At 74.2% G+C, this 14454-nt stretch carries 13 protein-coding genes; 7 read left to right on the top strand and 6 right to left on the bottom strand.

The window, feature by feature from the left end; genetic code table 11:
- Positions 1-105: 105 nt before the first annotated feature.
- On the bottom strand, positions 106-693 hold the full coding sequence (locus tag K415_RS0106355; protein WP_024286246.1) for a DNA-3-methyladenine glycosylase I: 588 nt from the start codon (positions 691-693) through the stop codon (positions 106-108).
- Between the two features lie 98 nt (positions 694-791).
- Here K415_RS0106355 and K415_RS0106350 point away from each other — a divergent pair, with 98 nt between their 5' ends.
- The 4 genes from K415_RS0106350 to K415_RS0106335 all read left to right on the top strand — a co-directional run bounded on the left by K415_RS0106350 (position 792) and on the right by K415_RS0106335 (position 3997).
- Positions 792-1394, top strand: a complete 603-nt coding sequence (locus K415_RS0106350; RefSeq protein WP_024286245.1) for a hypothetical protein — start codon at positions 792-794, stop codon at positions 1392-1394.
- A gap of 76 nt (positions 1395-1470) precedes the next feature.
- Positions 1471-1764 (top strand): hypothetical protein, encoded by a 294-nt coding sequence (locus K415_RS0106345; protein WP_024286244.1) that lies wholly within the window; start codon positions 1471-1473, stop codon positions 1762-1764.
- Complete coding sequence (locus K415_RS0106340; protein ID WP_024286243.1) at positions 1764-3155, top strand: hypothetical protein; 1392 nt, start codon at positions 1764-1766, stop codon at positions 3153-3155. The genes K415_RS0106345 and K415_RS0106340 overlap by 1 nt, the downstream gene beginning before the upstream one ends.
- A gap of 2 nt (positions 3156-3157) precedes the next feature.
- Positions 3158-3997, top strand: a complete 840-nt coding sequence (locus tag K415_RS0106335) for a hypothetical protein (RefSeq protein ID WP_155859382.1) — start codon at positions 3158-3160, stop codon at positions 3995-3997.
- Here the strand turns inward: K415_RS0106335 and K415_RS0106330 are convergent, their stop codons facing one another.
- From K415_RS0106330 to K415_RS0106320, 3 genes are all read right to left on the bottom strand, one after another.
- Complete coding sequence (locus K415_RS0106330) at positions 3998-4216, bottom strand: hypothetical protein (RefSeq protein ID WP_155859381.1); 219 nt, start codon at positions 4214-4216, stop codon at positions 3998-4000.
- A 118-nt stretch (positions 4217-4334) separates the two neighbouring features.
- The gene (locus K415_RS0106325) at positions 4335-9140 is read right to left on the bottom strand and encodes a DUF3418 domain-containing protein (RefSeq protein ID WP_029663263.1); all 4806 of its coding nucleotides are present in this window, start codon (positions 9138-9140) and stop codon (positions 4335-4337) included.
- A 49-nt stretch (positions 9141-9189) separates the two neighbouring features.
- Entirely contained in the window at positions 9190-10020 is an 831-nt protein-coding gene (locus K415_RS0106320; protein ID WP_024286239.1) for an alpha/beta hydrolase, read from the bottom strand.
- 194 nt (positions 10021-10214) lie between these two features.
- Between K415_RS0106320 and K415_RS0106315 the strand changes: the two genes are divergently transcribed.
- The 3 genes from K415_RS0106315 to K415_RS0106305 all read left to right on the top strand — a co-directional run bounded on the left by K415_RS0106315 (position 10215) and on the right by K415_RS0106305 (position 12375).
- Positions 10215-11087, top strand: coding sequence for a universal stress protein (locus K415_RS0106315; protein WP_024286238.1), 873 nt, complete (start codon positions 10215-10217; stop codon positions 11085-11087).
- Positions 11088-11219: 132 nt separating this feature from the next.
- Positions 11220-11753: an aminoacyl-tRNA deacylase gene (locus K415_RS0106310; protein WP_024286237.1), complete on the top strand. Its 534-nt coding sequence runs from the start codon at positions 11220-11222 to the stop codon at positions 11751-11753.
- 118 nt (positions 11754-11871) lie between these two features.
- Positions 11872-12375 carry an STAS domain-containing protein gene (locus K415_RS0106305; RefSeq protein WP_051480432.1) on the top strand — a complete coding sequence of 168 codons (504 nt, stop codon included), beginning with the start codon at positions 11872-11874 and terminating at the stop codon, positions 12373-12375.
- Positions 12376-12611: 236 nt separating this feature from the next.
- Here K415_RS0106305 and K415_RS0106300 read toward each other — a convergent pair whose 3' ends face one another.
- Positions 12612-13835: a Dyp-type peroxidase gene (locus tag K415_RS0106300; protein ID WP_024286235.1), complete on the bottom strand. Its 1224-nt coding sequence runs from the start codon at positions 13833-13835 to the stop codon at positions 12612-12614.
- Positions 13832-14437 carry a copper chaperone PCu(A)C gene (locus K415_RS0106295; RefSeq protein WP_024286234.1) on the bottom strand — a complete coding sequence of 202 codons (606 nt, stop codon included), beginning with the start codon at positions 14435-14437 and terminating at the stop codon, positions 13832-13834. The genes K415_RS0106300 and K415_RS0106295 overlap by 4 nt, the downstream gene beginning before the upstream one ends.
- Between the last annotated feature and the right edge of the window lie 17 nt (positions 14438-14454).

Here is a 14454-nt window from a genome sequence, read left to right as displayed (position 1 = left end):
GTGCGTAACCGGCCCCGGGACCCGCGGGGCCTTGCTCATGGTTCGAGTCTGACACCTGCCGAACGACCCGCACAACGGGGTCGGCCGGCAGGATGAGACCGCAGGTCAGCTGCCGTGCTCAGCGGCCACGGCGGGGCACGTCGCGAGGTGGTCGTCGACGAGACCGCAGGCCTGCATGGCTGCGTACGCGGTCGTCGGGCCGACGAAGCGGAAGCCCACCGACCTGAGCTCGCGAGCCAGCGCGAGCGACTCGGCGGTCTGCGACGGCACGTCCGCGAAGGTGGCTGCGCGCGGCACGCGCACCCGCCGGGCCGGGGCGTGGGTCCACACCAGGTCGGTCAGCGTCCGGTCGGTGTCCCACAGCCCGAGCACGGCGCGCGCGTTCGTGATCGTCGCCTCGATCTTGGCCCGGTTCCGCACGATGCCGGCGTCCCCGAGCAGCCGCGTGACGTCGTCCTCGGTGAACCGCGCGACCGCCTCCGGGTCGAAGTCGGCGAAGGCCGCCCGGAAGCCCTGCCGCTTGCGCAGGATGGTGATCCAGGCGAGTCCGGACTGGAACGCCTCGAGGCAGAAGCGCTCGTACAGCTCACGGTCGCCGCGCACCGGGAGGCCCCACTCGGCGTCGTGGTACTCCTCGTAGATCGCGACGCCGTCCCCGAAGCAGCGGCCGTCCACACCGTCCGGCATGACCATCCGATCTCCCGTCGTCCGCCGACGTCAGCCCGCCACCTGGCCGGCACGATCGGCTCAGCCGGTAACCTACGGCAGATGCGCGACCGCCGGAGGGTGACATGAGTGACGACGCCGTACGCGTCCCGGGCCTCGCCAACCGCACCGCGAGGCGCTGGCTCGTCGGCACTGCCGTGGTCACGGTGGCCGTGGTGGTCTACCTCGCCGTGACGCAGCCGGAGAACCGGTGGGCCGCCTACACGCTCGTCCCCGCGGTCCTCCTCGCGATCGCTGTGCTGGCTTCGCAGCGGGCGTGGATCGACCCGGTCGCCGGGACGGTGGCGCGCGCCCGGTGGCTGACGGCCCGGCGCACCGTCGCCCTGAGTGCCGCCACGACGGTCCGGTTGGTCGGGTCGGGTCCGCAGGCGCTGCTCGACGTCCGCTCCGCCTCGCGTGGCGTGTACCTGAAGCTGCTGGTGGTCAGCGACTACGTCGAAGCCTCGCAGGAGCCGGCGTTCCTGACCCTCGTTGCCGAGGTGCTCGAGCGACACGTCCCGGCGAAGGTCCGTGGCGCCGTCCCCGGTGAGCTGCGAGCGCAGGCCAAGCACCTGGCGGGTGGTGGGACGCCGAAGACCTCGCCCCTGGCGCGGCTGACGTCCAACGCGATGACCCGCGGCGTCGGCGGGATCGGCGCGGGCGGCGGCGGGCTCAGCCAGCTGCCGTGAGACGGTGGCCCGGCAGGGACCGGCCGGGTGACACGCATGAGAGCCGGATGACACGCATGAGAGGTGGGGGAACGGTGTGAGCGGGACGCTCGTCGTCGGATCAGGGGTGCTCGAGGAGCTCGGGACCCAGTTCGGGCGGGCCGCCTCGGGCCTGCGGGACCTGGACGTCGCCTCGCCGCTCGGCGGCGTCGAGGTGGCGGTGCCCGGATCGGCCACCTCGCTCGCCGCCGCGACAGTGGCCCTCCGCCTCGGGGCGGCGACCCAGGTGCTGGGTGATCGTGCCGACGCGCTCGTCGACGCCGCTCGTGGGACCGCCGCGTCCTACGCTGCCGGCGACGCCCGCACGCAGGCCCGCATGGTGGCCCGCTGATGGCGACCATCACCATCCCCCTGGTCCGTGGCTGGGACACCGGGGCACTGACCGTCGCCGCCGACCGGCTCGGCACCGCCTGCACCGACCTGGACCATGAGGTCCAGTCCCTGCAGGCCGCGATGGACGTCGCCTCCACCGCATGGTCCGGCCCGGCCGCCGATGCCGCTGCCGCCCGGGTCGCCACCGAGGTCGCCGCCGGACGGGACGTCAGCGCCGCCGTCGAGGTGGCCCGTGCCGCCCTGGCCGACGGGGGTGCGCGGCTCACGACCACGCGGTCGCACCTGCTCGCCGTGGTCGGCGACGCCGAGACCCGTGGCTTCCAGGTGGCCGAGGACGGTGCCGTCCGGGCCCCCTCACTCCCGCCGGTGATGACCGCCCCCGGCGACACCACCGCCCTGCAGGAGCGCAACGCCGAGCAGACCCGCCTGAACACCCAGGCGAGGGCCACGGCCACCGTCATCGGCGACGCCTTGGCCGCCGTCGTGCAGGCCGACCAGGTGACAGCCGGGGCACTCCAGTCGGTGACGATTCCGGCCTCCGTGTGCGCGGACGTCGACGCCTACCTCGAGCGGCTCCGCGGCAGCGACAGCGCGCTCGACGACCTCGCCGCCGCCGGAGCGGGCGGTTGGGCCCTGGTCAACAGCCTCAAGAAGGCCTGGACCCTGTTCGGCAGGTCGCGCGCCTACGTCTCGTTCCTCACGGCGACAGCCGGTCAGCTGCGCAACTGGGCCGGTGCCGCCGCCTTCGCGACCGGGGCGTCGGCCGACGCCACGGCCTTCGCACGGTTCACCATGCTCGGCCGATCCGGGCAGGCCGCCGTGACCGAGTTCAGGTTCGGCGCCACCGGAGGCCTGCTCTCCCGCGTCCCGTTCGTCGGCACTGCGGCGAAGTGGGGCGGTCGGGCCTTCCTCCCGCTGACCGTCGTCACCGGCGTGGCCGACGTCGTGACCGGCGGCGGGTACGACGGCTCCCGCGGGCTCACCACCCGGGTCGCCGGTGCCGCCGGCGCCGTCGGCGCCGGGGCGCTCCTGGCATCCAGTGCCGGGCTGATCGCCCTGGGGCCGGTCGGGCTGGGAATCGCGGGTGCCGCCGTCCTGGCGTACGGCGTCTGGTCGCTCGGCAACTACGTGTACGACAACTGGGGCGCGATCACCGACTTCACCGGCCGGGCCGCGGGCTGGGTCGGAGACCGGTTCTCAGACGCCGCCGACTGGGCCGGTGACCGCGTCTCCGACGCAGGCCAGGCCCTGTCGACGGCCCGGGGCTGGGCGGGTGACCGGCTCTCTGATGCCGGTGACGCCGTCGGCTCGGCCGTGGACGCGGTCGCCGACACCGGTAAGGACATCGTCGACGGTGCCCTCAACATCGTGAGCCTGGGATGGTTGTGACCATGAGCGACGCCGGCGACGCCGTCGTGCGGGAGAGCGCTGCCGTGCCGGAGACCGCACTTCTGGAGTGCCTGACCGATGAGGAGCTCGCCGTCCTCTCCGTCCACGAGGGTGTCGCCGTGACGCCCCACCTGTCGGCCGTCTCACCCCGTGACCGTGCTCCGCTGCTGCAGACCGCCTACCGCAGCCTGGTGGCCCGGGGCATCGTGGAGCCGCCGACGGCCGTTGCGCGGGCCCGCGCCCGGGCCCGGCTGGCCCAGGACCGGGCCGAGGCCGCCGCCGGCGGCGGCTCGGGCTCCGATCCGCGGATCGGCGTCGACGTCCAGGTCCGGCAGGACGTCGGCGTGCTGCTCACCTTGCGCCGGGGAGCGCAGGCCGTGGTCGCGATGGCCCGCACCGCGGCGGTGGTCCAGGACTACGTCTACGTGTACCTGGTCGACGACGTGCTCCTCGTCGAGATCGTCAGCGCGGACGGGTTCCACCGGTTCTCCCTGCGCAGGACGGCGGACCTGCTCTCGACCGTGCTCGACACCGCGGTGCTCCCGGACGCCGGCGACGGCCATGGGGACGCCGTGCCCGTGACCATCGAACCGGGTGACCCGACGCCGCCCGACCGGCTGCTCGACGAGGCCGGGGCGGCGCTGCTGCGCTGCGACCTGACGGTGCTCGTGCCGGACAACCCGGAGCCGCTGCTGCTCGGGCTGTTCTCTGCACCGTCCGGCTCGTGGGTGTTCGAGTCGCGCTTCGGGTCCGGCGACCCGGTGCTGGCCCGGCCGGTCACGGCGGCGGAGCTGCGGGTGGCCGTGGTCGCTGCGCTCGGTGACCTCGGGACCTCGGCCTGATCAGAGGCCGGTGCGGCGGCGGATCGCGAGCTGGGTGGGATCGGCCGGCGGCAGTGGGCTGCGCGCGGTGGCGTCGCGGTCGGACAGCACAGCCTCCAGGCCGCGGTGCACGGCGCCGAGAACCTCGACGACGGGCGCTGCGTGGGAGGTCGAGAGGACGGCACGAGCCTCTGCCGCGGCCTCGACGTCGTGGGCTGAGGAAGGCATCCGTCCGGTCATGTGGGCCAATCTACGGTGAGTCCCGCGCGAACCGCAGGATCCCCCGTTCGCGTCGCGGCCCGCCGGACACGATCGATTTGTCCCGATTCCATGATCGGTCGTCCTGCCTCGGCCGCGATCAGCCCGAGATCGCGCTGCGGATCCGCTTGGGCGACACAGGGGCCGCGGTGCCCAGCTGCTGGGCGAACAGACCGACGCGCAGCTCCTCGAGCATCCACGGCACCTCGGCGAGGCGGGCGTCGCGGATCGGGTCGGGCATCCCCGAGCCGGCAGCACGGACGGCGTCCTGGTACGCCTCCTCGACCTCGCGGACCTGCCAGGCGAGGGCCTCGTCCCGCTGCGGGTTCTCCTTCGCCTTGGCCAGGCGGTGCAGCGCGGCACGTAGGTAGCGGACCAGGTGCGGCAGGCGTGCGGCGCCCGCCTCGGTGACGAAGCCGTCGTGGACCAGGCGGGCGAGCTGGCCGCGGACGTCCGTGACCGTGGCGAGCAGGGCGAGGCTCGTCGTCGCCCGGACGGCGGCGTCGAGCTCACGCGCCGCCGTCAGGACGGCCGACACGTCGCCGGCCACGCGGTAGGTGCGATCCTCGAGCCCGTCGCGGACCGCCGCGCGCAGGGTCGCCCAGGCGCCTGCGTCCCGGATCTGGGCGGCGACTGCCCAGGCAGGGTCGTGCGGGGTCGGGCCCGGTGCGCCCCGGCCCTGCTCGGCGAGGAGCGCGTCGATCGCCGCGCGCTGAAGGTCCGTGACCAGGGCCGCTGTGCTCGGGTACGGGCTGGCCGCGAGGGTCAGCGACTGCGTGCCCGACCAGCGCGTCGTGATCCTCCCGGTGGGCAGGGCCAGCTCGGTCAGCAGCAGCTCGCGGACGCCCTCGGCGTGCCGTCGCGCCTGGGTCGAGACGTCCCCGAGCACGCGCAGCGCCACCGGTGCGGGACCGCCCGCGCGGCGCTGCACGGGCGTCGGCTCCACGACGAGAGCCGGGTAGCCCTGGACGGTCAGGCCGCCGACGACGGTGCTGACGAGCTCGGGGACCCGCCCGCCGGGAAGCCCCGCCGGCCACTGTCGCAGGCCGGCCTGCTCGACGAGCCCGCTGCGCGCGCGTGCGGGCGGCGTCGCCACCGGCGCGGGACCGCCCGACGGTGCTGACGGCGGCGGCGTCGGAGAGGGCGATGCGACGGTCGGCGACGGCGCACGCGGGGCGGCGTCGGCGGCGGCCTCGCGGACCGCGGACCGGACGGCGTCGCGCACCGCGGAGCGCACCGCCTGCTGCGACCGGTCGGCGAGACGGCGCTGCAGGGCGACGAGGTCGGAGCCCTCGTCGACCAGCACGCTCGAACCGGCGCGCTCCTCGTGCACCCGGAAGGTCATCCGCAGGTGCGCCGGCAGGCGGGAGTCGTCGCAGGCGTCGTCGGGCAGCTCGACGCCGCGCAGTGCCCGGACGGCCTCGGCGAACGCGTCATGGAAGGAGCCGGCCATGTCGGCGGCGCGCACGGTGTCCGCCCAGGCGGGCAGGTGCGCGCGGATCCAGCCGACGACGTCGCGGGCCACGTCCGGGGCCGGGACCAGCTGAACCCGGATCGGTTTGGGCAGCGTGCGGATCAGCGCCGTGGCGAGCTCCTCGTGCACACCCGGGACGAGCCAGTCGAAGCCGTCCGGCCGGATGCGGTTGAGCACCGGCAACGGGATGTGCACCGTCACGCCGTCGGCGTCGGTGCCCGGGTCGAACTGGTAGGTCAGCGGGAGGTCGAGGTCGCCGTGCGGCCAGGTGGAGGGGAACTGCGACTCGTCCACCAGCGCGACGTCGTCGGCCACGAGCATGCCGAGGGTGAAGGTCAGCAGGTCGGGCTCGGTGCGGTGCGCGGTCTTCCACCAGGTGTCGAAGTGCCGCGCCGAGACGACCTCGGCCGGGATGCGCTCGTCGTAGAAGTCGAACAGGGCGTCGTCGTCGGCCACCAGGCCCCGGCGTCGGGCCCGGTGCTCGATCTGCTCGGCATCGGCCAGCAGGTCCCGGTTGTCATGGAAGAACGCGTGGTGGGTCGTCCACTCGCCCTGGACGAGCGCATGCCTGATGAACAGCTCGCGGGCGTGCTCGGGGTCGACCTTGGCGTACAGCACGCGGCGCTGCGCGACGATCGGGACGCCGTAGAGCAGCACCTTCTCCTGCGCCGTCGCGGCGCCCTGCTTGGTGGACCACGCGGGCTCGGAGTAGACCCGCTTGACCAGGTGCGGTGCGAGCTCCTCCGCCCACTCCGGCTGGATCCGGGCCACGTCGCGCGCCCACAGGCGGGACGTCTCGACGAGCTCGCCCGCCATGATCCACGCGGGCGGCTTCCTGGACAGCGGCGAGCCGGGGAAGATCGCGAACCGCGCGCCGCGAGCGCCCAGGTACTCGTTGCGCACCTGCTTCCGGATCGGCTTGCCGGTCTTCGGCACGGTCCCGCCGCGCGCGCCGACCCGGACCTCGGTGACCTCCTGCATGCCGAGGTGGCTCAGCATCCCGGCCAGCAGCGCCTGGTGGATCCGGTCCGCGTCCCACGCCAGCCGCAGCTCCCCTGCCACCCCCGAGCCGTCGGACCCGTGGCCGGACCGGCCGGCTCCGGGGTCCGACGCCTGCCGGGCGGCGGACTCGGCGGCGGCCTCCTCGGCGGACAGCGCGCGGGCTCCGGGGGCGGCCCGGCGGACCGTGCCGGTGGCCGGCCCGGCCGAGACCGTCGCGCGGGCGCTCGGCGGGCGGACGGTGATGCCGAGCGGCTTGGCCATCTCCTTGAGCTGGGTCACGACATCCTGCCACTCGCGCAGCCGCAGGTAGTTGAGGTGCTCGGCACGGCACATCCGCCGGAACGCGCTGCCGGACAGCTCACGCTGCTGGTCGCGCACGTAGTGCCACAGGTTGAGGTACGACAGGAAGTCCGACGTCGGGTCGGCGAACCTGGCGTGGGACTGGTCGGCCTGCGGCCGCTGCTCGGCCGGTCGTTCCCTGGGGTCCTGGATGGACAGCGCGGCCGCGATGACCATGACCTCACGGGCCACGTCGCGGCGTCCGCCCTCGACGATCATGCGGGCGAGCCGAGGGTCCATCGGCAGCATCGCGAGCGCGCGGCCGACCTCGGTCAGCCTCGTCCCGCCCGCCAGGGGCTCGAGGGCACCGAGCTCGGTCAGGAGCTGGACGCCGTCGCGGATCGAGCGGACGTCGGGCGGCTCGACGAACGGGAACCGCGCGACGTCGTCGGGCGTCGAGGCCACGCCCACGGCGACCATCTGCAGGATCACCGAGGCGAGCGAGGTGCGCAGGATCTCGGGCTCGGTGAACTCCGGTCGTGACGCGAGGTCCGCCTCGGAGTACAGCCGGATCGCGATCCCGTCGGCGACCCGCCCGCAGCGACCCGACCGCTGGTTCGCGCTGGCCTGGGAGATCGGCTCGATCGGCAGCCGCTGGACCTTGGTCGCCTTGGAGAACCGGGAGATCCGCGCGGTGCCGGGGTCGATGACGTAGCGGACGCCGGGAACCGTGAGCGACGTCTCGGCGACGTTCGTGGCCAGCACCACGCGGCGTGAGCCGTGGGACTCGAAGACGCGGTGCTGCTCCGCGGCGGACAGCCGCGAGTACAGCGGCAGGAGCTCGATCGACTGCGGCGTCAGGGCGTGACCCGCTCCGACCGCACGCGGACCCAGGTGTCCGCGCAGCGCCTCCTCGGCGTCCCGGATCTCGCGCTCGCCGGACAGGAACACGAGGATGTCGCCCGGTCCCTCGCCGCACAGCTCGTCGACGGCCTCGCAGATCGCCGTCATGAGGTCGCGCTCCTCGCGTCCCGGCTCCGTGCGCTGCGCGCGTCCCGGCTCCGTGCGCTGCGCGCGCCCCGGCTCCGTACGCTGCGCCGGCTCCGCGCGTCCCCCCACCCGCGCGCCTGCCCGCCCCTTCTGTGGAGCGTTCCGTCCGGTTGTGGAGCGCCCGGCTCCCGACGCGCGGGCGTGTCGCGCAGGTTCGCTCCACTGCGCGGCGGAGGTGCTCGTGGCGCCACGGCCGGACGTGGCCGCGGAGGTGGCTGCGGCGGTCGCGGTCGTGGTGTCGTCCAGGCCGAGATCGTCGTCCTGCGGGAGGTCGGGGGACAGCGGCCGGTAGCGGAGCTCGACCGGGTAGGTGCGTCCGGTCACCTCGATCACCGGCGCCGGCACGCCGTCGGGCGCCGCCGCGGTGGGTGGGCCGGCGAAGTGCCGGGCGAACCGCTGCGAGTCGATGGTCGCCGACGTGATGACGACCTTGAGGTCCGGGCGCTGGGGCAGCAGCCGGGTCAGGTAGCCGAGGATGAAGTCGATGTTCAGCGACCGCTCGTGCGCCTCGTCGATGATCAGGGTGTCGTAGGCCAGGAGCTCGGGGTCCCGCTGGATCTGGGCCAGCAGGATGCCGTCCGTCATGACCTTGACCAGCGTCTCCTCGGAGGACTGGTCGGTGAAGCGCACCTGGTACCCGACGATCGAGCCGAGCGCGCCCGACCCGCCGGTGATCTCCTCGCTGATCCGCTCGGCGACCGTGCGCGCCGCGATCCGCCGCGGCTGGGTGTGCCCGATCTGCCCGTCCCGCCCGCGCCCGAGATCGAGCAGGATCTTCGGCAGCTGGGTGGTCTTGCCCGAACCGGTCTCGCCCGAGACGATGACCACCTGGTGGTCACGGATGGCGGCGGCGATGTCCGCTCGCCGTGCGGAGACCGGGAGCTGCTCGGGGTAGGTGATCGGCGGGACGACGACGGCGCGGCGGGCGTCCGCCCGGCGCGTGCGGCGGGCCGTCCCCCGTGCGGGCACTGCGTCGGGTGCGGTCCGGCGCGCGTCGCCCTCGCGCGTGCGGCCCGGGCCACGCGAACGGCCCGGGGCGCGCGAACCCGACCGACGACGGCGACCTCCCGGCGTCGGCTGCTCCTGCGGCCCGTCACTCACAACGAGCCATTGTCCCCGACGCGGGCCGGCCGGTCAGCCGAGAAACCGTTCAGAGGGTCGTTCCGGCCAGCCGGTCACCGAGCCAGGCGAGCGCGCGACGCGCGACCGTGTCGGTGTGCTCGAGCAGCGAGTGGTCGGCGCCGAGCACGACCTCCAGCGCCGAGCCGGCCGGCAGGAAGGGCAGTCCGACGCGCGACCGGGTCAGCAACGGGTGCTCCTCGCCGTCGAGGAGCGCACCGCCGTGGACGAGCAGGACCGGGCAGGTCACGGCCCTCAGCAGCGACTCCTGGTCCACGTCGGAGAAGTCGGTGAGGGTCTGGCTCGAGATCACGTTCTCCTCGCGGTCGCCCGGGCCGTCGTCGGGCACTGTCGTGCGGCCGGTGGCCCGCAGCTCGGCGAGCTGCCCGGCCGACAGGACGTGCTGCCACGGGTGCCGGATCGGTCCGGCGACGGGGCCGGTCAGGACCATCGCGTGCACGTACGGCGAGCTGCTCCGGAGCGCCACGAGGGCTCCGAGGCTGTGGGCGTGCACGACCTGCAGCAGATGGCCGGCGTCCGCGAGGAACTGGCTCCCGGCCTCCAGGTCCTCGACCTCGTCGCCGACCGTGACGACGGCGTCGTCCGACGCGCCGCAGCCGGAGAAGTCGAAGGTGAGGGTCGCGAAGCCGGCCGAGCGGTACGCGGCGGCGAGGCGGTCGGCCCGGCCGCGGGACGAGCGCTCGGCGAGGAAGCCGTGCGCGAACAGGACCGCAGCACCCGGGGGCGCCGCGACGGGCGCCGCGAGGTCCGCATCGAGCCCGGCGGGACCGGGTGAGCCGGCCGGCTCGTAGGTCCCGGCCAGCTTGATGCCGCGCGGCGTGGTGATCGTCACCTCGGCCATCCGGACACCGTAGGCGAGCCGGGTGTCCGGCGTGTGAACGCCCGTGGCGACCGTTCGCGACGGCCCGGGACCTTCGGGCCTTGACGTCGACCGGCGGCGGATCGACGGTGGTAGTGACAGCGAGACCGCGCGGGCACGTCCCGGGTTCGATCGCCTCCCGTGACCAGCGCACTCGCACGGGAGGAAGGATCGCCATGAAGCCCACCGTCATCGTCGGCGTGGAGGGCACGAGCTCCAGCCATGACGCACTGCTGTGGGCGGCCGACGCCGCTCACCGACGGGGCCTCGACCTCGTGATCGTGACCGCGACGGGCTTCCCGACGATCGCCCTGGACGTCCTGTACGACGACGGGGTCCAGTCCGGTGCCCGCAGCCTGCTGGAGGCGGAGGCCGAACGCGCACGTGCGGCCACCCCGGGGATCGAGCCGCTGATCGAGGTGGACCGCCGGACCCCGGCGCTCGCGCTCGTCGAGCGGTCGTGGACGTCGACGCTCCTGGTCGTCGGGTCGCACCGGCTGACCGCGCTCGAGCGGGTCTTCAGCGGGTCGCTCGGCTACCAGGTCGCCGCGGCGGCGCACTGCCCGGTCGTCATCGTGCCCCACCTGGCACCGGACGACGCGCGCGGCGTCGTGGTCGGCGCCGACGGCTCGGCCGACTCGCTCGAGGCGATCGCCCTGGCCGCGGCCGAGGCCGACAGCACCCACCAGGAGCTGCACGTCGTGCACGCCTGGCAGGAGCCCGCGATGTACGTCTCGGGCGACTACTTCTCGCCCGGCTTCACCGCGGAGCTGCGTGAGGCGGAGGGCGTGATCCTCGGCGAGTCGGTCGCCGGCCTCGCCGAGCAGTACCCGGACCTCGTGGTGCGCACGCACCTGACCCAGGAGCAGCCCGCGACGGCCCTGCTCGACGCGGCCGCGCATGCGCGTCTCGTCGTGGTCGGCAGCCGTGGCCGGCACGGGGTCGCCCGGGCCCTGCTCGGATCGGTGAGCCACACCGTGGTGCTGCACGCGCAGTGCCCCGTGATGGTCGCCCGGATCCGGGCGCACATCCAGCCGGAGCACCTGTGACGGCTGGGCGCCTGTGACGACTGGGCGCCTGTGACCGCCCGGCACTGCTGACCACCCGGCACGGCGTGGTCCGGCACGGCGTGGTCCGGCACTGCGGCCGGGACTGTCGGTGCCCGGTGTGACGATGGCTCGATGAGCGACGGCGAGCAGCGGGCGGTGGCAGCCCTCGAGGCGAGCGGGCTGCGCTACCGGCTCGTGCGACACGGACCCGTGCGCAGCCTCGCGGAGGCCGCGGCCGCGCGTCGGGTCCCGCCCGCGCAGGTCGTCAAGACCCTCGTGGTGCGGCGCGGTGCGGACGACTTCCTCTTCGTCCTCGTGCCGGGTGACCGGACCATCTCCTGGCCGAAGCTGCGCGACCTGCTCGGTGTCTCGCGGTTGTCCATGCCTGACGTGGACGTCGCGCTGGCGGTGACCGGCTACGTGCGCGGCACGATCACGCCCTTCGGCTCGACCCACCGGTGGCCCGTCGTGGCCGATGCGCGCATCGCGGGGCAGGTCGCGTCGATCGGTGCGGGGGCGCCAGGTGTCGCAGCGACGGTCGACGGCAGCCGGCTGGTGCTCGCCCTCGGTGCGACAGTCGCTGACGTGACGGACCCAGAGCCGGGAGCGGTCGAACAGCAAGCGGTCGAGCCGGGAGCGGTCGAACAGCCAGCGGTCGAGCCGTGAGCGGCCGAGCCGGGAGCGGCCGACGACGACCGCGTGCCCGCACTGGCGCGTCACGCAACGCTCACAGCTCGTTCACCGGAACCGGGAACCCAGCATGACACCGGATCGTCCCAACAGTGTGACGTCCGCACCCGACGACTCCGCACCTGACGACTCCGCACCTGACGACTCCGCACCTGACGACTCCGCACCTGACGACGAGGACTCGATGACCGACTGGACCGACAGCCAGACCCGGCACGACGGGGGTGTGGCAGTCAGCGACGAAGGCGACGGCTGCGTCGTCCGGCTGTGGGGTGACGTCGACGCCGCGCTGCGCAGCCAGGCGAGTGCGGTCATGAGCCAGGTGCTCGACCGCACCGGCCCGGTCGTGATGGATGCCTCCCGGGTCGACTTCATCGACTCGACCGGCCTGGCCTTCCTCTTCCAGCTGGTCAAGGTCGGGGCCGAGGACGGCCGCCGGGTCATCCTGCGCGACCCGCCCGTCCTCGTGCTGGACCTGCTCGACGTGCTGGACCTCAGCGGCGAGATCCCGCTGGACTTCAGCCCAGGCGGACATGCGCTCGAGGATCGCCGGGACGATGCCGAGCTCATCGACGCCCCCGACCGGGCGGGCCGCTGATCCGAGGGGCATCATGACGAGGGTGCGCGTGTCCGGAGCACGCCGCGGGCCAGGTGGCTGCCTGGGTGCTGGAGCAGGTCAACGCCGCTGGCGACCCCGGACCCGCAGCGGGCCACGTCGGCGCAGACGATGGTCGGCATCGCGCAGGACGCGCTGCGCCTGGCGGCCGGCTGAGCTGATGTGCGGACCGGCCGACGCTGCCGGGTCGCCGTGACCACCAGCCCTCGCGGCCGGCCTCAGCTCTCGAGCAGGCGCTGGCCCAGGTACTCGCCGGTCGGACACCCGCCAGGGATCGCGAACGACGCCGAGCCCACCGGCGTGATCCACGTGTTGAGCAGGTCGAGCTCCGCCAGCCGCTGCTGGACCGGGACGAACTGGCGCGTCACGTCGCGCTGGAAGGTGATGAAGAGCAGTCCCGTCCCGTCCGGCCCGCCGGCCCCCGGACCGTCGTCGTAGCTGTACCCCCGGCGCAGGAAGCGCTGTCCGGGGTCCGCGGTGCGGGCCCGGCGGATGTGCGCAGCGATGTCGATCACCGGGAAGCCGATGTCGTTGAGGGCCTCGAGATCGGGTTCGTCGTGCTCCCGTGTCCCGGTCAGCGGCGCACCGTCCGCCATCCGCCGGCCGAGCACGGCCTCCCGGACCGGACGGTCGACGCCGTCCCAGGTGTCGAGGTCCATCGCGATCCGCCGCAGCACCATCGACGTCCCGCCGACGAGCCAGTCCGGCGCCGTGTCGTCGTGCCAGATCAGGTCCTCGTCGTCGACCGGGGACAGGTTGCGGGTGCCGTCCAGCTGGCCCATCAGGTTGCGCATCGTCGTGCCCGGTGGTGTCGTCCCCGGGCTGCGGCGGAAGCCGCGCTGGACCCAGCGCACCGTGGCGAAGGTGCCCGCCTGCCGGACCAGCAGCCGGGCGGCGTGCCGGATCGTCAGCTCGTCGTCGGCGCAGACCTGAAGGACGAGGTCGCCGCCGCACCAGGCCGGCTGCAGTCGGTCGATCGCGAAGGCCGGGATCGGCGAGAGCCACGCGGGGCGGAGCCGGTCGAGCCCGGCGGCCGAGAACAGGCCGGAGCCGTAGCCGACCGTGACGGTCAGGCTAGCCGGCACGAGCGCGAGCTCCGGCTCGGTGTCCGTCAGCCCGGGGCGGCCCTGGGTCAGCCGCTCGATGTCATCGGTCCAGATGCGCATCAGTCGCACGATCGCGTCGCGGTCGGCGCCGGGCACCAGGTCGAGCGCGATCACCGTGGCGAACGCCGCCGGCGGGGTCCCGACGCCCGCCTGGCGGGCACCTCGGAACGGGACGGTTGCGGTCCCCGCCGCGGTGCCGGACCCGTCCGACGCTGCGCCCCGTCTTCCCTGGTCGGCGTCCCAGGCCGCGCGGCCGCCGACAGCGAGCGCCGCTCCGCCGAGGGCCGCAGCACCACCGACGAGGAACGTCCGCCGGTCGGGGTGGTCGGCCGTCATGAGTCCGTCGGCTCGGGGGTGCCCGTGTGGCCCTCGCCCATGCCACCCTCGGTGTCGCCACCCTGGTAGGTCTCGTTCGCGCCGGTGTAGGAGCGTGCCGGTGCGGTGAAGGTCACCGACGAGCCGTCCTGCGCGGTGAGGGTCACGGTGATCTCCTCGCCGGGCTCGAGGGGGTCGCCGACGTCCATCAGCATGATGTGGTCGCCGCCGGGCACGAGCTCGTGCGTTCCGCCGGCGGCCAGCACGAAGCCACCCTCCTTCGGCTGCATGACCATCTCACCGGCCTCGTCGGCGGTGACCTCGTGCAGCTCGGCGACCGGCGAGACCGGCGACTCGGCCGACACGATCCGGATCTCGGCGTCGGACTCGTTCGTCAAGGTCCCGAAGACGCCGGTCATCCCCCCGTCGACGGCCTTCACCCAGGGGTCGGTGACGGTGACGGCCATCGCCGCGCCGTCCGGCGCAGCGGTCGTGGCGGAGTCAGTGGTTGTGGCGGAGGTCGTGCAGGAGGCCAGGGCGAGCAGCAGGCTGGTGACGAGGGCAGGGATCGCGAGGCGGGTCCGCCGGGTGGCGGTGCGGGCGGCGGTGCGGATGGCGAGCATGGTGCTCCTTGGAGTCT

Origin of the sequence: Cellulomonas sp. KRMCY2 (assembly GCF_000526515.1) — a bacterium.
In the GTDB taxonomy this organism is placed as follows: Bacteria; Actinomycetota; Actinomycetes; order Actinomycetales; family Cellulomonadaceae; genus Actinotalea.
Note: the sequence above shows the minus strand (reverse complement) of the source record. Positions and strands in the feature narration are given on the sequence as shown.